Consider the following 22,542-nt stretch of genomic DNA (forward strand, 5'->3'; position numbering starts at 1 on the left):
GCACGGGGGCACGAAGGTGACGGCCGCTTCGAGAATAAGGAGAGCTGTCCGGTTTCGGGGCGTTTCCGGCGCGCCCGATCCTGCTTCGACGCCCACCTCATTCGTCACTCCGGTCACGAACAGGGCATTCCTCCCGGCCGTCGGGAAAACGTTATCGAAACGCGACTGATCCCCTGCACGGGAACGATTTCCGAGGTCACTCGCGGTTCCGTACCGGTCCTGTCGCGGCACGGGCACGGCCTCCGGGGCGCATCGGCGGGTGGTGGTGCGGTCGTCGCCGCAATCCGGTCGTACCGGGCGCACAGGTGGTCTAGCTTGTTGTGTGGTCCCGGTCACACGGGATCACACGATCGAACGGGGGTCCGATCGCGGCGCCGCACGCCCAGCGGCACCGGGGTCGGCCCCTGCACGCGATGTCGGGGGACATACGCCGATCACGGCCAACAACATCGCTTTCGGAGGGGACATGTCGCTGCGACACCGTCGTCCGCAGATACCGGTCGGCGCTTTCCCGCTGTCGTCCGCGCAACGGGCCATCTGGTTCGCGCAGCAGCTCGCACCCGAGGTACCCGTGTGCATCGCGCAGTATGTGGATTTGCGCGGCGCCCCGGACCTGGATCTGCTGCGTCGCTGCGGATATCGCGCCGGTGCCGAGTTCCGGTCCGCCTATCTGCGGGTCGTCGACGTCGACGGTGAACCCGTCCAGTACGTCGACCCCACCGTCGAGGACCGCAACGGGATCCCGCTGCTCGACTTCCGCGGCGAACCCGACCCGATGGCCGCGGCGCACGAGTGGATGACCGCCGACTACGCCACCCCGGTGGACCTGGCGAACGACCTGCTGGTGAACATGACGATCCTGCAGGTCGCCGACGACCGGTTCCTCTGGTACGCCCGCATCCACCACGTCGCCCTCGACGGATTCGCGGCGATGACCATGGTCAACCGCATCGCCGCCCTCTACACCGCGGAGATCGACGGCCGCGAGCCGGAACCGTCGAAAGCCGCCGACCTGCGCGCCCTGTACGACTGGGACCGCGAGTACCGCACCTCCGAGCGCTACCGCACCGACCGCGACTACTGGATCGAGCGGGTCGCCGGACTCGAGGACGGCTCGACTCTGGCGCAACGCGACGCCCCCACCGCGGCGGTGTCGCTGCTGTCGAGCCACACCCTCCCCGACGACCTCGTCGACGCGCTGACCGCGGTCGACGACGAACCGGGACTGTCCTCGACGGCGGCGGTCATCGCGGCGTTCGCGTGCTATCTGGCGCGGATGACCGGCCGCGACGACGTGATGATCAACCTGCCGGTCTTCGCCCGCACCACCGCCATGGCCCGCCGCTCCGGCGGCATGCTCGTCAACACCGCGCCGCTGCACATCTTTCTCGAACCGGACGACACCCGCACCGACCTGGTGCGGCGGGTGCAGCTCGAACTCACCGGGGCACTGCGCCACCAGCGATTCAGCCTCGAGGACATCCGCCGCGAGACCGGCGCCGCCGGCGACCCGTACCGCTATGCCGGGCCGATGGTCAACGTCATGCTGTTCCGGCAGGAGATCGTGCTCGGCGACATCCGCGGCGAGTTCCACATCATGACCTCCGGTCCCGTCGAGGACCTGCTGGTCAACATCTATCAGAGCGGCGACCCGGCCCGGACCTTCCTCGACTTCCGCGGCAACCCGCACCGCTACGACGAGGACGAACTCCGTGCCCACCACGACCGGTTCGTCGAACTGCTCGACGATTTCCTGCGCAGCGCCCCCGACCGCGCGGTCGCCGTGATCCATCCGGCCAGCGTGACCCTGGGCGAGCAGCGCCGCCGCGCCGCCGCCGACGCCGGTTTCTGGCGGCAGCAGCTCGCCGACGCCGCCGAACGCCTCGAACTGCCCCGCCCCGTCACCGCCCCCGCCGACGACACCCCCGCCGACGTCGAGGACCGCCTGGCGGTCACGGCCGCGGCGCTCGCCGCGCGTTTCGCCACCACCGAGGGCGACGCCCCGGACACCACCGTCGCCGCCGTGCTGCACGCCGCCACGGCGGCGCTCATCGCCCGGCTCACCGGTCACGACGACGTCCTCGTCGGCGTGGCCCGCGACGGGCGGGTGCTGCCGCTGCGCGTCGAGCTGGACCCGGCCGAGCCCTTCGCCGAACTGGTGCGGCGCGTGCGCACCCTCGGCGCCGATCTCGCCGCCCACGCCGAGGTCGACCCGGCCGTGCTCGCCGGCCTCGCCCCCGCCTGCCCGGTGGTGCTCACCCTCGACGACCCGACCTCCGCCCCCGCGGACGCGGTGCTACGCGTGACGATCGACACCACCGGCACCGCCCTGCAGGTCCGCACCGGCTACCGGCCCGACCGGGTGGACGCGCACACCGCCACCACCACCGGCCGGCGACTCGGCCGCGCCCTGACCGCGGTGCTCACCGACCCGCACCTGCCCATCGGGGATCTGCCGTTCGTCGGCAGCGACGAGGTCGCCGGTCTGGTCCCGGCGCACGGCGACCCGGCCCGCTCCGCGCAGACCCTGCCGGAGATCCTGTGCGCGGTCGCCGCGGTGGTGCCGGACACCGAGGCGGTGGTGTGCGAGGACCGGCGCATGACCTACGGCGAACTCGACGCCTGGTCCAACCGGCTCGCCCGCGTCCTCATCGACGCCGGCGCCGGACCGGAGACCTTCGTCGCGGTCGGCATCACCCGCTCCCTCGAATCGGTGGCGGTGATCTGGGCGATCGCCAAGTCCGGGGCCGCCTTCGTGCCCGTCGACCCGAAGTATCCGGCCGAACGCATCGAGTACATGCTCACCGACTCCGGGGCGATCCTGGGCCTGACCACCGCCGCGCACCGCGACGAGCTGCCCGACACGGTGCCCTGGCTCGTCCTCGATCCGGATCTCGACGCGCGGATCGCGCAGGCGAGCGATGAGCCGATCACCGACGACGACCGGCCGGCCACCCTGCTGTTCGACCATCCCGCCTACCTGATCTACACCTCCGGCTCCACCGGCCGCCCCAAGGGTGTGGTGGTGCCGCACCGCGGCCTGGCGAACCTGTCGGCGACCCTGCACACCCGCCTGGCCCCACCCCCGGCGGCCCGGGTCTCGCACTTCTCCTCGCCGAGCTTCGACGCGTCGATCTTCGAGTACATGACCGCCTTCGCCATCGGCGCGACCCTCGTGGTGGTGCCCGCCCACATCTACGGCGGCGACGAACTGGCGGCGCTGCTGCGCCGCGAACAGGTCACCCACCTGTTCTCCACCCCGGCCGCGCTGGCGTCGGTGGACCCGACCGGCGTCGAATGCGAGGTGGTCACCGTCGCGGGCGAGGCGTGCCCACCGGAACTGGTGGCGCGCTGGGCACCCGGCCGCCGGATGTACAACGCGTACGGGCCCACCGAGACCACCATCGTCTGCAATATCACCGACATGCTGGTGCCGGGGGAGACCGTCACCATCGGCCACCCGGTGTGCGGTATCGACGAGCTGATCCTCGACGGCCGGTTGCACCCGGTGCCGGTCGGGATCGCCGGGGAGCTGTACATCGCCGGGCCGGGCGTCACCCGCGGCTATCACGACCGGCCGGGCCTGACCGCCACCCGTTTCGTCGCCGACCCCTTCGGCCCTCCCGGCTCGCGCATGTACCGCACCGGTGACGTCACCCGCTGGCGCATCCGCGACCCGCACCGTCCCGCCCGCTCGGTGACCGTCGAATATCTCGGCCGCTCCGACTTCCAGGTCAAGATCCGCGGGTTCCGCATCGAACTCGGCGAGATCGACGCCGCCCTCAGCGACCGCCCCGACGTCGCCTTCGCCGTCACCCTCGGCCGCGCCGCGCCCTCCGGGGAACAGATGCTCGTGTCCTATGTGCTGCCCGACGCCGGCTGCACCCTCGACCCGGAGCAGCTGGCCGCGGCGCTCGCGGCGCGGCTGCCCGCCCACATGGTGCCCGCCGCGATCATGGTGCTCGACGAGATCCCGCTGACCGCCGTCGGCAAACTCGACCGCACGGCACTGCCCGAACCGGTCTTCGCCGGCGCCGGTGGGGCGGCGGCGATGTCGCCGACCGAGACCGCGCTGGCCGCGATCTTCGCCGACCAGCTCGGCGTCGCCGAGGTCGGCGCCGACGACAGCTTCTTCGAGCTCGGCGGCAACTCGCTGGTCGCCACCCGGGTGATCTCCCGCATCAACGACGCCTTCGGCACCGATCTGGGGGTGCGGTCGCTGTTCGAGGCCCCCACCGTGCGGGCGCTGGCGGCGAACCTGCCCGCCGGTGACGACGTCGACCGGCCCGCCCCGGCGCCGGTGCTGCCGCGCCCGGACCGCATCCCGGTCTCCGCCGCCCAGCAACGCCTGTGGTTCGTCGACCAGCTCGACCCGTCCTCGGCCGCCTACAACATCCCGATCGCGCTGCGGCTGCGCGGCGCCCTCGACCACGCGGCGCTGGTCGCGGCGACCCGCGATGTGCTCGACCGGCACGAGGCGCTGCGCACCGTCTACCCGGCCACCCCGGCCGGGCCGATCCAGCAGGTGCTGCCCGTCGACACGCTCGCCCTGGATCTGACCCCCACGGTCACGGACGATCTCGACGCGGACGTCGCGGCGGTGGTCGCGGCCGGTTTCGACGTCACCGTCGACCCGCCGCTGCGGATGCGGCTGTTCCGCGTCGCCGGCGACGAGCACGTGCTCGCCGTGGTGGTGCACCACATCGCCGCCGACGGCGCGTCGCTGGCACCGCTGTCCCGGGATCTGGTCACCGCCTACGCCGCCCGCGCCGCGGGCACCGCCCCGGACTGGGCGCCGCTGCCGCTGCAGTACGCCGACTACACCCTGTGGTTCGCGGATCTGCTCGGCGACGTCGACGACCCGACCTCCCGCGCCGCCCGGCAACTCGAGTACTGGCGCGAGATCCTCACCGGCGCCCCCGACCTGCTGGCGCTGCCCACCGACCGGCCGCGCCCACCGCAGCAGTCCTTCCGCGGCGCGAGCGTCGACGTCGAGATCGCCCCGGAGCTGTACGGGCGGATCCGGCAGCTCGCCCACGCCCACACCGCCACCGAGTTCATGGTCGTGCACGCCGCCCTGGCGGTGCTGCTGGCCCGCCTGTCCGGCGGCGACGACATCGTCGTCGGCACCCCCGTCGCCGGGCGCAGCCACCGCCACCTCGACGACCTGGTCGGCATGTTCGTCAACACCGTCGCGCTGCGCACCGCCGTACCCGCCGACCTGTCCTTCGCAGACTTCCTCGCCGCGGTGCGCGACACCGACCTGGCGGCCTTCGCGCACACCGACCTGCCGTTCGACCGGCTCGTCGATGCGGTGGTGCCCGCCCGCTCGGCGGCCTACTCGCCGCTGTTCCAGGTGATGCTCGCCTTCTCCGACACCACCGGCGCGCACCTGACCCTGCCCGGCCTGGACGTCGACATCGCCGAAATCGACACGCACACCACCAAATTCGACCTGCATCTGCAGCTCGGCGCGGTCGCCGACGGCGACGGCCGCACCCACGCACTGCGCGGCGCGCTGTCCTACGCCACCGACCTGTTCGACCCCGCCACCGCCGCCGCGATCGGGCAGCGCCTCGTGGGGCTGCTCGAGACGGTCACCGCGGATCCGGCGGTGCCGGTCGGCGACGTGGAGCTGCTCACCGCCGACGAACGCCGCACCGTCCTCGACACGTGGAACGCCACCACCGCCGACACCGGACCCGCCACCACCCTCGGGGAACTGTTCGCCGCGCAGGTCGCCGCGACCCCGCACGCCCCGGCCGTCACCGTCGACGGCCACACCCTCGGCTACGCCGAATTCGACGCGGTCACCAACCGGCTCGCGCGGCGGTTGCTGCGCGCCGGCGCCGGACCGGACCGGGTGATCGCCCTCGCCGCGCCGCGGTCGCTGGATCTGCTCGTCGGCATGTACGCGATCGTCAAGAGCGGTGCCGCCTACCTGCCGCTGGATCCGGAGCATCCCGCCGAGCGGCTGCGCTACGTCCTCGACACCGCCGCCCCGCGCGCGGTGCTCACCACCAGCGATGTCGCCGACGCCCTGCCCGACACCGGCGCCGAGGTGCTGCGCATCGACCGCCTCGACCTCGCCGACGAATCCCCGGCGGCCCTCACCTCGGCGGATCGACCGGAGCCGACCGGCGCGCATCTCGCCTACGTGATCTTCACCTCCGGCTCCACCGGCCGCCCCAAGGGGGTGGCGGTGCCGCACGCGGCGATCGCCAACCGGTTGCGCTGGATGCAGCACACCTATCCGCTGACCGCCGACGACACGGTGGTGCAGAAGACCCCCGCCACCTTCGACGTGTCGGTGTGGGAGTTCTTCTGGCCGCTGCAGGTCGGGGCGCGGCTGGCCGTCGCCGCCCCCGGCGGGCACCGCGATCCCGGTTACCTGCTGCGGCTGTTCGCCGAGGAGCGGGTCACCGTGGCGCATTTCGTGCCGTCGATGCTCGCGGTGTTCGTCGACGCCCTGCACGGCCGCGGCCGGGAGCCGCTCGCGCTGCGGCACGTGTTCGCGTCGGGGGAGGCGCTGCCCGCCGAGACCGCCGCCGCGCTGCGGGAGGCGCTGCCGCACACCGCCCTGCACAATCTGTACGGGCCCACCGAGGCCGCGGTGGACGTCACCGCCTGGACCACCACCGACACCGGTGCCGGGTCGGTGCCGATCGGGCGCCCGGTGTGGAACACCCGCGCCTACGTGCTCGACGCGCGGCTGCATCCGGTGCCCGCCGGCGCCGCCGGCGAGTTGTATCTGGCCGGGATCCAGCTCGCCCGCGGCTATCTCGACCGCCCGGGCCTGAGCGCCGACCGGTTCGTCGCCGACCCGTTCGGGGCGCCGGGGGAGCGGATGTACCGCACCGGGGATCTGGCCACCCGCCGCGCCGACGGCGCCCTGATGTACTTGGGGCGCACCGACTTCCAGGTCAAGATCCGCGGTCTGCGCATCGAGCTCGGGGAGATCGAGCAGGTGTTGCGCGCCCGCGAGGAGATCGGGCAGGCGGTGGTGCTCGTCCACCACGGCGCCGACGACCGGCTCACCGGCTATCTCGTGCCCACCCCGGGGCGCAGCATCGACACCGCCGCGGTCACCGCCGATCTCGCCGCGCACCTGCCGGATTACATGGTGCCCGCCGCCCTCGTCGTCCTCGACACGCTGCCGGTCGGCCCCAACGGCAAACTCGACCGCAACGCGCTGCCCGCTCCGCCGGCACCGACCGCCGCCGGTGGCTACCGGGCGCCGCGCACCCCCACCGAACAGCTCGTCGCCACCGTCTTCGCCGACCTGCTCGGCGTCGACCGGGTCGGCGCCGACGACCACTTCCTCGACCTCGGTGGTACCTCCCTGCTCGCGATGCGCGCCGCCGCCCGGCTCGCCGCGGACACCGGCGGTGAGCTCGGCATCCGGGAGATCTTCGATCATCCGGTCGTCGCCGATCTCGCCGCGCATCTCGACCAGCCCGACCGTACCGGCGCCGGGCGCGGCGCCCCGGTGGCCGGGCCGCGCCCCGACCCGGTCCCGCTGTCCCCGGCGCAGCAGCGGATGTGGTTCATCAACCAGTTCGACACCACCTCCCCGGCCTACAACATCGCCGTCGCGCTGCGCCTGAGCGGCAGGCTCGATCAGGCGGCGCTGCAGCACGCCATCGGCGACGTCGTCGCCCGGCACGAATCGCTGCGCACCCGCTATCCGCTCACCGATGACGGGCCCGTGCAGGTCGTGGTGCCCACCGGCGCCGCCGTCCCCGATCTGGTGATGCTCACCGTCGACGACGGCACCGACCTCGACAGCGAGCTCACCCCGGTCCTCGCGGCCGGATTCGATGTGGCCACCGAGATCCCCACCCGCATCCGGGTGCTCGCCCTGGCCGAGGACGAGCACGTGCTCGTGCTCGTCGCCCACCACATCGCCGCCGACGGTTTCTCCATGGGGCCGCTGGCCCGCGACGTCATCGCCGCCTACAGCGCCCGCCACGCCGGGCAGACCCCGCCGTGGACCCCGCTGCCGGTGCAGTACGTCGACTACACCCTCTGGCAGCACCGGGTGCTCGGCGACGACACCGACCCCGATTCCCTGGCCGCCGAACAGCTCCGGTTCTGGCGCGCAGCCCTCGCCGGCGCCCCGGAACTGCTCGAACTGCCGCTGGATCGGCCGCGCCCGGTGCAGCCGTCGCGGCGCGGCGCCCGCATCCCGTTCACCCTCGACGCGGCCGCGCACCGCCGGCTGCTCGACATCGCCCGCGCCCACGACGCGTCGGTGTTCATGCTGGTGCACGCCGCACTGACGGTGCTGCTCGCCCGCCTGTCCGGCAGCGACGACATCGTCGTCGGCACCCCCGTCGCCGGGCGCGGCCACCGGGCCCTCGACGACCTGGTCGGCATGTTCGTCAACACCGTGGTGCTGCGCGCCCGCGTCGACGACGACGAGCCGTTCACCGCGCTGCTCGACCGCATGCGCACCGGCGACCTGACCGCCTTCGGGCACACCGAGGTGCCGTTCGAGCGGCTCGTCGAGGTCTTCGACCCGCCCCGCTCGACCGCCTACACCCCGCTGTTCCAGGTGCTGCTCGAATTCCAGGACACCGAACGCCCCGAGATCGAACTGCCCGACCTGTCGGTGCGGGTGATCGACCTCGACCCGATGCTGGCGCTGTTCGACCTGCAGCTGTCCATCGCCGAGACCACCGACGCCGACGGCCCCGCCGGCATCCGCGCGTCGTTCACCTACGCCACCGACCTGTTCGACGCCGCCACCGTCGCCTCGTTCGCCGACCGGTTCGTGCGCATCGTCGAGGCGATCACCGACACCCCCGACATCGCGGTCGGCAACATCGACATCGTCACCGACCGGGAACTGGCCGACCTGGCCCCGGCGCGGGGCCTGCCACCGGTCTCACCGCAACTGTGGCCGGAACTGCTCACCTCGATCGCCGCGATCCTGCCCGACGCGGTCGCCCTGCGCTTCGCCGACCGGCAGATCACCTACGCCGAACTCGACGCCTGGTCCACCCGCGTGGCGCGGCTGCTCGTCGACGAGCACCGGATCGGTCCGGAAACCGTCGTCGCGCTCGCGCTGACCCGCTCGCTCGAATCGGTCGCGGTGGTGTGGGCGGTCACCAAGACCGGCGCGGCGTTCGTGCCCGTCGACCCCGCCTACCCGCCGGAGCGGGTGAGCTACATGCTCACCGACAGCGCTGCCGCCCTCGGCATCACCACCGCCGCGCACCGCGACGCGCTGCCCGCCGAGGTGCCGTGGCTGGTGCTCGACGACGACGCCGTCGCCGCCCGGATCGCCGCGACGAGCGACGCACCCATCACCGACGCCGACCGCACCGCCGCGCTGCACTTCGACCACCCGGCCTACCTGATCTACACCTCCGGCTCCACCGGCCGCCCCAAGGGCGTGGTGGTCACCCACCGCGGCATGACCAACCTCAACGCCGAGGTGCGCAGCCACTTCACCATCACCCACCAGGCTCGCGTCTCGCACCTGGCGTCGCCGAGCTTCGACGCGTCGATCTTCGAGTTCACCAAGGCGTTCTGCGCCGGCGCCACCCTGGTGATCGTGCCGCCGGACATCTACGGCGGCGACGAACTCGCCCGGCTGCTGCGCGAGGAGAAGGTCACCCACGCCTTCATCACCCCCACGGCGCTCGCCTCCCTCGACCCCACCGGACTCGACGACCTCGAGGTCCTCGTCGTCGCCGGCGAGGCCTGCCCACCGGAACTGGTGGCGCGCTGGGCGCCGGGACGGCGCATGTTCAACGGCTACGGCCCGTCCGAGGCCACCATCGAGACCAGCGTCAGCCCGCAGCTGCGGCCCGGGCACACCGTCACCATCGGCGGCCCCGCCGTCGGCTTCCACCAGACCGTCCTCGACGACCGGCTGCGGCCCGTCCCCGTCGGGGTGGCCGGCGAGCTGTACATCGCCGGGCCGGGCGTGGCCCGCGGCTACCATCGCCGCCCCGACCTCACGGCCGCCCGGTTCGTCGCCGACCCCTACGGCACCCCCGGCGAACGCATGTACCGCACCGGGGATGTGGTGCGCTGGCGGCACGACGGCACCGTCGAATATCTGGGGCGCTCCGACTTCCAGGTCAAGGTGCGCGGCTTCCGCATCGAACTCGGCGAGATCGACGCCGCGCTCACCGCCCACGACGCGATCGCCTTCGCCCACACCATCGGGCACCCCGCACCCAGCGGCGACACCGTGCTCGTGTCCTACATACTGCCCGACACCACCGACACCACCGCCACGCAGATCGATCCGCGGGCACTGCGCGCCTGGGCCGCGGCGCGGCTGCCCGGTCACATGGTGCCCGCCGCGGTGGTGGTGCTCGACGAGCTGCCGCTGACCCCGGTCGGCAAACTCGACCGCCGCGCCCTGCCGGTGCCGGACCTGACACGGCTCGGCGGCGACTACCGTCCCCCGAGCACCGACCTCGAGGCAACCGTCGCCGAGATCGTCGCCGAGGTCCTCGGGCACCCGCAGGTCTCCGTCGACGACAACTTCTTCGATCTCGGCGGCAACTCGCTGATCGCCACCCGCGTCGTCGCCCGCCTCAACGCCGCGCTCGGCACCGACGCCGGGGTCCGCGCCCTGTTCGAGGCGCCCACAGTGCGGGCGCTCGCCGCGCGGATCCTCGACGATCACGGTGGGCACGGACGGGTGCCGCTGGTCGCCGCCGACCGGCCCGAACGGTTGCCGCTGTCCCCGGCCCAGCAACGCATGTGGTTCGTCAACCAGTTCGACACCACCTCCGCCGCCTACAACATTCCGCTCGCCATCCGCCTGTCCGGCCGCCTCGACGTCGCGGCACTGACCGGAGCGGTGCGCGACGTGCTCGACCGGCACGAGAGCCTGCGCACCTGGTATCCCGGCGACGAACAGGGCCCGCGCCAGGTCGTCGTCGACACCGACCGGGTGCTGCCGGCGCTCACGGCGCGGCCGGTCACCGGCGACGACCTGCCCACCGACCTCGCCGACTTCGTCGGTGCCGGTTTCGACGTGGCCGCGGCGGTGCCGGTGCGGCTACGGCTGTGGCGCCTGGACGAGCACGCCCATGTCCTGGCGGTGGTGGTGCACCACATCGCCGCGGACGGCTCGTCGATGGCGCCGCTGGCCCGCGACCTGATGCTTGCCTACACCGCCCGCACCGGCGGGACGGACCCGGATCGGTCGCCGCTGCCGGTGCAGTACGCCGACTACGCCCTGTGGCAGCGCCGGCTGCTCGGCGACCCGGACGACCCGACCTCCCTCGCCGCCGCGCAGCTGCGGTTCTGGCGCGACACCCTCGCCGACGCCCCCGAACTGCTGCCGCTGCCCACCGACCGGCCGCGCCCCACCCAGCGCAGTTTCCACGGCGCCCTGCACCGCTTCACCGTGCCCGCCGACGTGCAGCGGCGCCTCGAGGCGCTGGCCGCCGAGCACGACACCACCGTGTTCATGGCCGTGCACGCAGCGTTCGCGGCGCTGCTGGCCCGCCTGACCGGCACATCCGACATCGTCATCGGCTCCCCGGTCGCCGGTCGCGGCCACCGCGCCCTCGACGACCTGGTCGGCATGTTCGTCAACACCGTGGTGTTGCGCACCCCCGTCGACGGGGCGCTGTCGTTCACCGACCACCTGCACCGCACCCGCGAGATCGACCTCGCGGCCTTCGGGCACACCGAGCTGCCCTTCGAGACCCTCGTCGACGTGCTCGCCCCGGCCCGCGAGACCGACCGGTCCCCGCTGTTCCAGGTGGTGCTCGAATACGGCAACACCGAACGGGCCCACCTGGTGCTGCCCGAACTCGAGGTCGACGCCCTCGACCCGGAGCTGCCCGTCGCCAAGTTCGACCTGCAACTGACCCTGCAGGACCCAGACCCGACCGGAACAGGGGAGAGCGACGGAATGCCCGCGGCGTTCACCTACGCCACCGACCTGTTCGATCCCGACACCGTCGCTTCCTTCGCGCAGCGGCTGGTGCGGCTGCTCGACGCGGTCACCGCCGACCCGCACCGCCCCATCGGCGACGTCGACCTGCTCACCGACGACGAACGTCCCACCGCCCCGGCGCCGCTGCGCCCGGCCACGGCGAGCGTGCTCGGCTCCGCCTCGGCGTCGCTGCTCGATCTGTACGCCCGCGGCGCCGGACTCGACCCGGCGGCGATCGCGGTCACCGCCCCCGACGGGACGCTGCGCTACGACGAGCTCACCGACCGGGTGCAGCGCCTGGCGCGGCTGCTCGTCGAGCACGGCGCCGGACCCGACCGGCTCGTCGCCGTCGCCCTGCCGCGCGGCACCGACCTGATCGTCGCGCTGCTCGCCGTATTGCACAGCGGCGCCGCCTATCTGCCCATCGACGTGGCGTTCCCCCCGGACCGGCTCGCGTACATGTTCGACGACGCGGCCCCGGTGTGCCTGCTCACCACCGCCGACCACGCCACCGCTCTGCCCCCGCACACCCCGCCGATCGTGGACCTGCACGACCCGGCCGTGCGCACCCGCCTCGACGAGATGCCCAGCGGCGGTGACGGATTGCCACGCGTGCACCCGGAGGCGGCGGCGTACGTCATCTACACCTCCGGCTCCACCGGCCGCCCCAAGGGCGTGATGGTCCCGCACCGCACCGTCGTCACCCTGCTCACCGACACCACCGAGATGTTCGGTTTCGACGCCTCCGATGTGTGGACACTGTTCCACTCCTACGCCTTCGACTTCTCGGTGTGGGAACTGTGGGGCGCCCTCGCCCACGGTGGCCGGCTCGTCGTCGTCGACTACCACACCGCCCGCAACCCGCAGGAATTCCTGGCACTGCTGCGCCGCGAACGGGTCACCGTGCTCAACCAGACCCCGACGGCCTTCTACCAGCTCATCGACGCCGACCGCGCCGCCGACACCGACCTGCCGGCGCTGCGCCGGGTGATCTTCGGTGGGGAAGCCCTCGACTTCGGGCAGCTCGACCGCTGGTACCGGCGCCACGACGACACCGCCCCGACGCTGGTGAACATGTACGGCATCACCGAGACCACCGTGCACGTCACCGCCCGCACCATCACCCGCGAACTCGCCGCCACCGCCGCGGCAAGCCTGATCGGCCCACCGTTGCCGTCGCTGCGCCTGCACATCCTCGACAACCGGCTGCATCCGGTGCCCGCCGGGGTGATCGGCGAACTGTACGTCTCCGGCGCCCAGCTCTCCCGCGGCTACCTGCACCGCCCCGATCCGACCGCCACCCGGTTCGTCGCCGACCCGCACGGCGCCCCCGGCGACCGGATCTACCGCACCGGGGACCTGGCGCGCCGCACCCGTGACGGCGAGATCGAATATCTCGGCCGCGCCGACTTCCAGGTGCAGCTGCGCGGTTTCCGCATCGAGCTCGGCGAGATCGAAGCGGCGCTGCTGCGCGCCCCCGGTGTCGGCCGCGCCGTGGTCGTCGTCCACACCGACCCGGCCTCCGGTACCGACCGGCTCGTCGGCTACGCGGTACCCGAACCCGGCCACGACCTCGACGTCGACGTGGTGCTCGAGCATGCCGCCGGGGAACTCGCCGCGTACATGCTGCCGTCCACCCTGATGGTGCTCGACACGCTGCCGGTCACCGCAACCGGCAAACTCGACCGGCGCGCACTGCCCGCCCCCGACTTCGCCGCCCGCACCACCGTCTCCCGCGCCCCCGCGCGCGGCCACGAAACGGTGCTGGTGGAACTGTTCGCGCAGGTCCTCGGTCTGCCGACGGTGGGGGTGGACGATTCGTTCTTCGCCCTGGGCGGCGATTCGATCATGTCCATCCAGCTGGTCTCCCGCGCGAAGGCCGCCGGCCTGGACCTGACTCCGCGCGAAGTGTTCGAACACAAGACCCCCGCCGCGCTCGCCGCCGTCGTCGGCACCGCCACCCCCACCGAAACCCTCGCGGAACTACCCGGCGGTGGGGTCGGGGACATGCCGCTACCGCCGATCGCGCACTGGATGCTCGACCGCGGCGGCAGCATCGGCCGCTACTCGCAGGCGCTGCTGCTGCGCCTGCCCACCGGCCTGGACGCGGCGACGCTGCGGGCGATCGTCACCGCGGTTCTCGACCGGCACGACATGCTGCGCGTGCACCTGCACGCGGTGCCGGACGTCCCCGGCGGACACGTCCTGCACGTGCCCGCCCCGGGCAGCGTCGACGTCGACACCGTCATCCACCGGGTGCCGGTGACCAGCGCCGCGGACAGCGACGACTTCTTCGCCCTGGCCGCCGCCGAACTCGACGCCGCCGCCGACCGCCTCGACCCGCACAGCGGGCGGGTGGTGCAGCTGGTGTGGTTCGACGCCACCAGCGGCGCCGGCCGACTGCTCATCGTCATCCACCATCTCGCCGTCGACGGGGTGTCCTGGCGCATCCTCGTCCCCGACCTGGCCGCCGCGTGGGCGGCCGCCGCGGCCGACGGCGCCACGAGTGGTGCGCTGCTGCCCCTCCACACCGGCACCAGCGTGCGCCGCTGGGCCCACGCCCTGCGTGACGCCGCCCCCACCCGCCGCACCGAACTCGACTTCTGGCGCGCCATGCTCGACGGACCGAACCCGCCGCTCGGGCACCGCCCCTTCGATCCGGTCCGCGACACCAACGCCACCGTCATCACCGTCGCCACCGAACTGCCCACCTCCGTCACCGAGGCGCTGCTCACCGCCGTGCCCAACGCCTTCCACGGCGCCGTCGACCACGGCCTGCTCACCGCACTCGCCCTCGCGGTGGCGGCGTGGCGCCGCGACCGCGGCCACCACCCGGCCCAGCTGCTGCTCAACCTCGAAGGGCACGGCCGCGACAGCAATGCCGCCGCCGGCGCCGACCTGTCCGGCACCGTCGGCTGGTTCACCACCATCCACCCGCTGCGCCTGGACCTGACCGGCATCGACCTCGACGACGCGCTCGCCGCCGGCCCGGCCGCCGGTCGCGCCGTCAAGACCGTCAAGGAACACCTCGCCGCCGTCCCCGACCACGGCACCGGCTTCGGGCTGCTGCGCTATCTCGACCCCGACACCGCCACCGAACTCGCGAACGCACCGACGCCGCAGGTCAGCTTCAACTATCTCGGCCGCCCCACCGCCGGGGTCACCGACACCGACACCCCCTGGCTGCCCATCGACGGCTTCCCCCACGGCGGGGCACAGAGCCCGGACATGCCCGCCGCCGCGGTGCTCGACATCAACGCCGTCACCACCGACACCCCCACCGGGCCGGTACTCGAGGTGCACTGGTCGTACCCGGCCGGGCTGCTCGACGACACCGACGTCACCGCCCTCGCGCACCACTTCGCCACCGCCGCCACCGCACTAACCCGGCACACCCGCAGCCCGCACGCCGGTGGCCTGACCCCCTCGGATCTGCCGCTGGTGCGACTGCACCAGGACGTCATCGAACGCCTCGAGCAACGCTACGGGCCCCTGGACACGGTGTGGCCGACCGCGCCGCTGCAGACCGGGCTGCTCTTCCACGCCCTGCTCGCCGGGGACCGCCCCGACGCCTACATCGTGCAGCTCGTCCTCGACCTGCGCGGCGAGGTCGACGCGAGCCGGATGCGCCGCTCCCTGCAACTGCTGCTCGACCGGCATCCGGCGCTGCGCGCGGCGTTCCCCGCCGCCGGCGACGGACACGTCCAGGTCATCCCCACCCACGTGGAGGTGCCGTTCACCGTCGCCGACACCAGCGACGACCCCGACCCGGACGACGCCGCCGCGCAACTGCTCGCCCTCGATCGACGCACCCGCTTCGACACCGAGACCACGCCGCTGCTGCGCGCGACCGTCGTGCACACCGGCCCGGGCCGGCACCTGCTGGCGTTGACGAACCACCACCTGTTGCTCGACGGCTGGTCCACCCCGGTGCTGATCCGGGAACTGCTGATGCTCTACGCCACCGACGCGGACCAGCGGGCACTGCCCCCGGCGCCGCACTACGGCAGCTACCTCACCTGGCTCGCCGACCGCGACCCGGAAGCCTCCCTCGACGCCTACCGCCGCGCCCTCGCGGGGGTGGACGAACCGACCCTGCTCGCCCCGCAGCACCGCCCCGGCACCACCGCCGGGATCTCCGAGGACCTCGACCTCGACCTGGACACCGCTCTGTCGGTGCGGCTGCACGACACCGCCACCGCCCGCGGCGTCACCGTCAACACCCTCGTGCAGACCGCCTGGGGTGTGGTGCTCGGCGCCCTCACCGGCCGCACCGATGTGGTGTTCGGGGCGACCGTCTCCGGGCGGCCACCGCAGATCCCCGGCATCGAGGCGATGGTCGGGTTGTTCATCAACACCGTCCCGGTGCGCATCACCGTGCGGCCCGACGACACCGTCGGTGCGCTCGTCGACCGGGTGCAGGCCGAACAGGTCGCCCTGCTCGATCACCACCATCTCGACCTGGGCACCCTCGACCGGCACCTCGGGGCCGCCGTGCGATTCGACACCCTCACCGTCTTCGAGTCGTACCCGGTCGAACGCGCCGGTCTCGACCGCGACACCGACCTCGGCGGCATGCGGGTCGCCGACATCACCGGCCGCGACGCCGCGCACTACCCGCTGTCGGTGGTCGTGCACACCGACACCGCGGTGCACCTGCGCATGAAATACCTGCCGGAGGTCTTCGACCGCGACGCCGTCGCCGCGATCGCCGCGCGCATCACCGCTGTGCTCGACGCACTCACCGGCGACCCGGCCGCCCCGATCACCGCGCTGCCGGCACTCACCGCCACCGAGCAGGACGCGCTGCTGCCGGTGCACGGCCCGGCCGGGGGCAGCGACGCCGCCCTGCCGCAACTGCTCGCCGCGACCGCCGCCGCACACCCGGACCGGCCGGCCCTGCGCGAGGGGGAGCGGGTGCTCACCTACCGCGAACTCGACGAACGCTCCACCCGGCTGGCGCGGGTGCTGCTGCGCCGCGGCGCCGGACCGGAGACCTTCGTCGCCCTCGGCATCGCCCGCTCCGTCGAGTCGGTGACCGCGATGTGGGCGATCACCAAGACCGGGGCGGCGTTCGTGCCCGTCGACCCGCGCTATCCGGCCGAACGCGTCGCATTCATGCTCGACGACTGCGGCGCCACCGTCGGTGTGACCACCACCGCACACCGCGACCGGCTCCCGGACACGGTGCCGTGGCTGCTGCTCGACGACCTCGACCGCGACGCCGCGGGCGAGGACACCACCACGATCGACGACACCGACCGCCCCGTCGCGCTGCGGCTCGATCATCCCGCCTACCTGATCTACACCTCCGGCTCGACCGGCCGCCCCAAGGGTGTGATCACCACCCACCGCAGCCTGGACAACTTCGCCCGCGACCAGCGCAGCCGCTTCGGTGCCGGACCCGGCGCGCGGGTCATGCACGTCTCGTCGCCGAGCTTCGACGCGTCGATCTTCGAATACCTCCTGGCGTTCGGGTCCGGCGCCGAACTGGTGATCGTGCCCCCGCACATCGTCGGCGGCGCCGAACTCGGCGCGCTGCTGCGCGAGCAGCGGGTCACCCACGGGTTCATCACCCCCGCCGCGCTCGCCTCCCTCGACCCGGCGGATCCGACCGACCTCACCGATCTCGCGGTCGGTGGGGAGGCGTGGCCGGCGGACCTGCAGGCCACCTGGGCGCCCGCGCGGCGTCTCGTCGACGCCTACGGGCCCACCGAGACCACCATCATGGCCGCGATCAGCGACCCCCTGGGCGTCGACGACCCACTGACCCTCGGCGGTCCGCTGCGCGGGGTGCACGCCGTCGTCCTCGACACCGCGCTGCGACCCGTGCCGTTCGGCGCCGTCGGTGAGCTGTACCTGGCCGGCTGGGGCCTGGCCCGCGGCTATCACGCCCGGCCCGCGCTGACCGCCGCCCGGTTCGTCGCCGACCCCTACGGCGCCCCCGGCGAACGCATGTACCGCACCGGGGACCTGGTGCGCTGGGTCGGTGACCTCGACCGGCGGGATCTGCGCATCGAATACGTCGGCCGCAGCGACTTCCAGATCAAGATCCGCGGCTTCCGCGTCGAACTCGGCGAGATCGACGCCGTGCTCGCCGCCCACCCGGCCGTCGGATTCGCCGCCACCGTCGCGCACCGCGCCCCGAGCGGAGAGACGGTCCTCGTCGCCCACCTGCACCCCGCACCCGGCGCCGACATCGACCACGCCGCAGTGAAATACCACGTCTCCGAGCATCTCCCGGCGCACATGGTGCCCACCGTCATCAGCGTGCTCGACGAGATCCCGCTGACCCCCGTCGGTAAACTCGACCGCGCCGCCCTGCCCGCACCGAACCTGACCGCCGGCACCGGCGACCGTCCGGCACCCACCGACCCGCTCGAGTCGCTCGTCGCCGACGAACTCGCCGACGTGCTCGGCCTCGACCGACTCGGCGTCGACGACAACTTCTTCGACCTCGGCGGTAACTCACTGCTCGCCACCCGCGCCGTCGCCCGCCTCGGCGACCGGCTCGGCCGACCCGTGCCGGTGCGCGCCCTGTTCGAAGCCCCCACCGTCGCCGCGCTCGCCGCACACCTCGACCACCGGCCCACCACCGAGGTCGAGGAACCCACCGCCGACACCACCTCCGGCCCGATCGCCGGACCACGCCCCGAGCACATCCCCCTCTCCCCGGCGCAGCAACGACTGTGGTTCATCAACCAGTTCGATCCGACCTCCGCCGCCTACAACATCCCCCTGGCGATCCGGTTGTCCGGGCATCTGTCCCCGGCCGCGCTCGGCGCCGCCCTGCACGACGTGCTGGCCCGGCACGAGAGCCTGCGCACCATCTACCCGGCGTCGGCGGCCGGGCCGCACCAGCGGATCCTCGCCGCCGCCGACGCTCCGCTGCCGCTGGACGTGGTGCCCGCCGGGGAGGACACCGTGCACACCGCCATCGCCGACTTCCTCGGCGCCGGATTCGACGTCACCGTCGACATCCCGGTGCGGGCACGGGTGTTCTCCTTCGGCCGCGACGACCATCTCGCCGTGCTGGTCGTACACCACATCGCCGCCGACGGCGGCTCCACCGGCCCGCTGGCCCGCGACCTGATGATCGCCTACGCCGCCCGCAGCCGCGGCGAGACCCCGGCGTTCGGACCGCTGCCGGTGCAGTACGCCGACTACACCCTGTGGCAACTCGACCGGCTCGGCGACCCGGACGACCCCGGCACCCTCGCCGCCGACCAGACCACCTACTGGCAGCAGCGCCTCGCGGGGCTGCCGGAGGTGCTGCCGCTGCCCACCAACCGGCCCCGGCCGCCGCAGCAGTCCTTCCGCGGCGACATCACCCGCTTCACCGTCGACGCCGATCTGCTCGCCCGGCTGCAGCAGCTCGCCGCCGTCCGGCACAGCACCGTGTTCATGACCGTGCACGCGGCGTTCGCGGTGCTGCTCGCCCGCCTGTCGGGCAGCGACGACATCGCCGTCGGCTCGCCGGTCGCCGGTCGCGGACACCGCGCCCTCGACGATCTGGTGGGCATGTTCGTCAACACCGTCGTGCTGCGCACCGCGGTGCCCGCGCAAGCGTCGTTCACCGAGCTGCTCACCGCCGTCACCGACAGCGACCTCGATGCCTTCGCGCACGCCGACCTGCCCTTCGACCGGGTCGTCGACGCGCTCGCCCCGACCCGCTCGACCGCACACTCACCGCTGTTCCAGGTCTCCATCGAATTCCACACCGCCGAACTGCCCGCGGTGGAACTGCCGCACCTGAGCGTGCAGGGCGTCGCCCTCGACCCGACGGTGTGCAACTTCGACCTCGAACTGCTCATCGGGGAGAACGCCGAAGGTGGCCTCGACGCCGCCTTCGTCTACGCCACCGACCTGTTCGACGCCGAGACGGTGCGTGGCTTCGCCGACCGGTTCACCCGGCTGCTGCACGCGATCGCCGCCGACCCGCACCGTCCCGTCGGCGATCTCGACCTGCTCACCGCCGCAGAACACACCGCGCTGGTGCCCGCCATCGGACCGCAGGCCGAACCGGCGGTGCTGTGGCCGCACCTGCTCGACACCGCCGTTGCCACCGCCCCGGACGCGGTCGCGGTCGTCGACGACGACCGGCAGGTCACCTACCGCGAACTCGACGCCCGCGCGCACCGGCTCGCGCGGCGCCTGCTCGACCGCGGCGCCGGACCCGAACAGGTGATCGCCCTGGCGATCCCGCGCTCGCTCGAATCGGTCACCGCGGTGTGGGCGACGGTGCGCAGCGGCGCGGCATTCGTGCCGGTCGACCCCACCTATCCGGCCGACCGCATCACCTTCATGCTCGACGACAGTGCCGCGCGCATCGGCATCACCGTCGCCGCGCACCGCGACGCGCTGCCCGACGAGGTGGACTGGCTCGTCCTCGACGACCTCGACCTCACCGCCGGGCCGGTCACACCGATCGACGACGCGGACCGGCCGACGGTGCTGCGCCCGGATCAACCGGCCTACCTGATCTACACCTCCGGCTCCACCGGCCGCCCCAAGGGCGTGGCGGTCACCCACCGCGGCCTGGCCTCCCTCGCCCGGGAGGAACGCGACCGTCTGCAGGTCACCGCCGCGGCCCGGGTGTCGCATCTGGCGTCGCCGAGCTTCGACGCGTCGATCTTCGAGCAGATGATGGCGCTGTGCGCCGCGGCGACGCTGGTGATCGTGCCGCCGCACGTCTACGGCGGCGACGAGCTCGCCGCTGTGCTGCGCGCACAGCGGGTCAGCCACGCCTTCATCACCCCCACCGCGCTGGCCTCGCTCGACCCGCACACCGTCCCCGAACTGCACACCCTGCTCGTCGCCGGCGAAGCACTCCCACCGGAGCTGGTGGCACGCTGGGCGCCGTCACGGCGGGTGATCGACGCCTACGGTCCCACCGAGGCGACGATCATGACCTCCCTCGGCGAGCCGCTCACCGTCGGCGAACCCGTCACCATCGGCACCCCCAGCCGCGGTTTCCACGCCCTGGTCCTCGACGGGCGGCTGCAACCCGTCCCGGCCGGGGTGGCCGGGGAACTATATGTCGCCGGGCCGGGTCTGGCCCGCGGCTACCACGACCGGCCCGCGCTGACCGCCGCCCGATTCGTGCCCGATCTCACCGGCTCGGGGGAGCGGATGTACCGCACGGGGGATCTGGTGCGGTGGACCACCGATCATCGCCTCGACTACGTCGGCCGCACCGACTTCCAGGTCAAGATCCGCGGCTTCCGCGTCGAACTCGGCGAGATCGACGCCACGCTGACCGCGCACCCGCAGGTGGTCTTCGCCCACACCCTCGGCCACACCGCCCCGTCCGGGCAGACCGTGCCGGTGTCCTACCTCCGCCTCGCCCCCGATACCGACATCACCGCCGCCGAGGTGAAAACGTTCGTCGCGCAGCATCTTCCGCCGCACATGGTGCCGGCGGTGATCACCGTGCTCGACGACATCCCGCTCACCCCGGCCGGCAAACTCGACCGCGCCGCGCTGCCCGCCCCGGATTTCACCGCCCCGGTCGGGGACTACCGGGCGCCGCGCACCGACCTCGAAAAGCTCGTCACCGACCTGTTCGCCGAGCATCTCGGCCTCGACCGGGTCGGTGTCGACGACGACTTCTTCGACCTCGGCGGCACCTCGCTGCTGGCGACCCGGTTGCTACCGGCGCTCGGGGAACGACTCGGGCGGCGGGTGCCGATCGCGTCGATCTTCACCCATCCGACCCCGGCAGAACTCGCTGCACACCTGAGCAGCGGCGAGTCCGAGGAGAGCAACGGCATCGACGAGGCGTTCCGGGTGCTCGTGCCGCTGCGCCCCGGCACCGGCACCGCGCTGTTCTGCATCCATCCCGCCGCGGGGCTGGCCTGGCCGTACAGCGCCCTCGCGCACCGCCTCGACGACGACCGGCCGGTCTACGGTCTGCAGTTGCCGGCCCTGTCCGGTGGTCCGCGGCACGACACCATCACCGCGCTGGCCCGCCACTACGTGCGGGAGATCCGCCGGGTGCAGCCGCACGGCCCATATCACCTGCTGGGCTGGTCGCTCGGAGGGGTGGTCGCGCACGCCGTCGCCGTCGAACTGCGCCGCGACGGGGAGATCGTCGACACCCTCGCCCTGCTCGACAGCCACCTGATGGTCGGGGCGTCCCCGGCCGTCGGCACCCGCGACATGCTGCGCGATCTCGGGCTTCCCGTCGACGACGATGAGCCGAGCTTCGAACACGCCGCCGCGGTGCTCGACGAGGCGTTCGGGGGCGGCACCGGCCTGACCGCCGCCCACCTCGAACGGCTGCACGCCGGGTCGACCGACACCGCCCGCGCCGCGCGGCGGCACGAACCGGACACCTTCGACGGGGACGCGTTGTTCTTCACCGCGGCCCGCTCGGAGACCCCGGTCCCGGCGGTGGCGGCCTGGCACAACGTGATCGCCGGCGAGATCCACCAGTACCGGCTCGACTGCGATCACCACGAGATGGTGAGTGCCCGGGCGGTGGAGACGATCGTCGCGGTGCTCTCGGCGCGGCTGACCGAGAGCGACGCGGCGCTGCGCCGGTGGGGACGAGTCGCGGTGCAGGTCGCCGGACGCAACGGGGACCGCCGGAACTGACCTCGACGCATCCGCCCACCGGGCCC

General features: G+C 73.1%; 1 protein-coding gene. It reads left to right on the forward strand.

Going from position 1 to position 22,542, the window contains the following annotated elements; translation table 11 throughout:
• Nucleotides 1-466 precede the first annotated feature (466 nt).
• The gene (locus BO226_RS09225) at nt 467-22,516 is read left to right on the forward strand and encodes a non-ribosomal peptide synthetase (protein WP_071935065.1); all 22,050 of its coding nucleotides are present in this window, start codon (nt 467-469) and stop codon (nt 22,514-22,516) included.
• Nucleotides 22,517-22,542: the final 26 nt, after the last annotated feature.

The sequence above is a fragment of the Rhodococcus sp. 2G genome (assembly GCF_001886355.1).
Taxonomy (GTDB): Bacteria; Actinomycetota; Actinomycetes; order Mycobacteriales; family Mycobacteriaceae; genus Rhodococcus; species Rhodococcus pyridinivorans.

Coding starts and splice junctions, on each gene's coding strand:
- BO226_RS09225 (WP_071935065.1), top strand. CDS start 467: ATGTCGCTGCGACACCGTCGTCCGCAGATACCGGTCGGCGCTTTCCCG.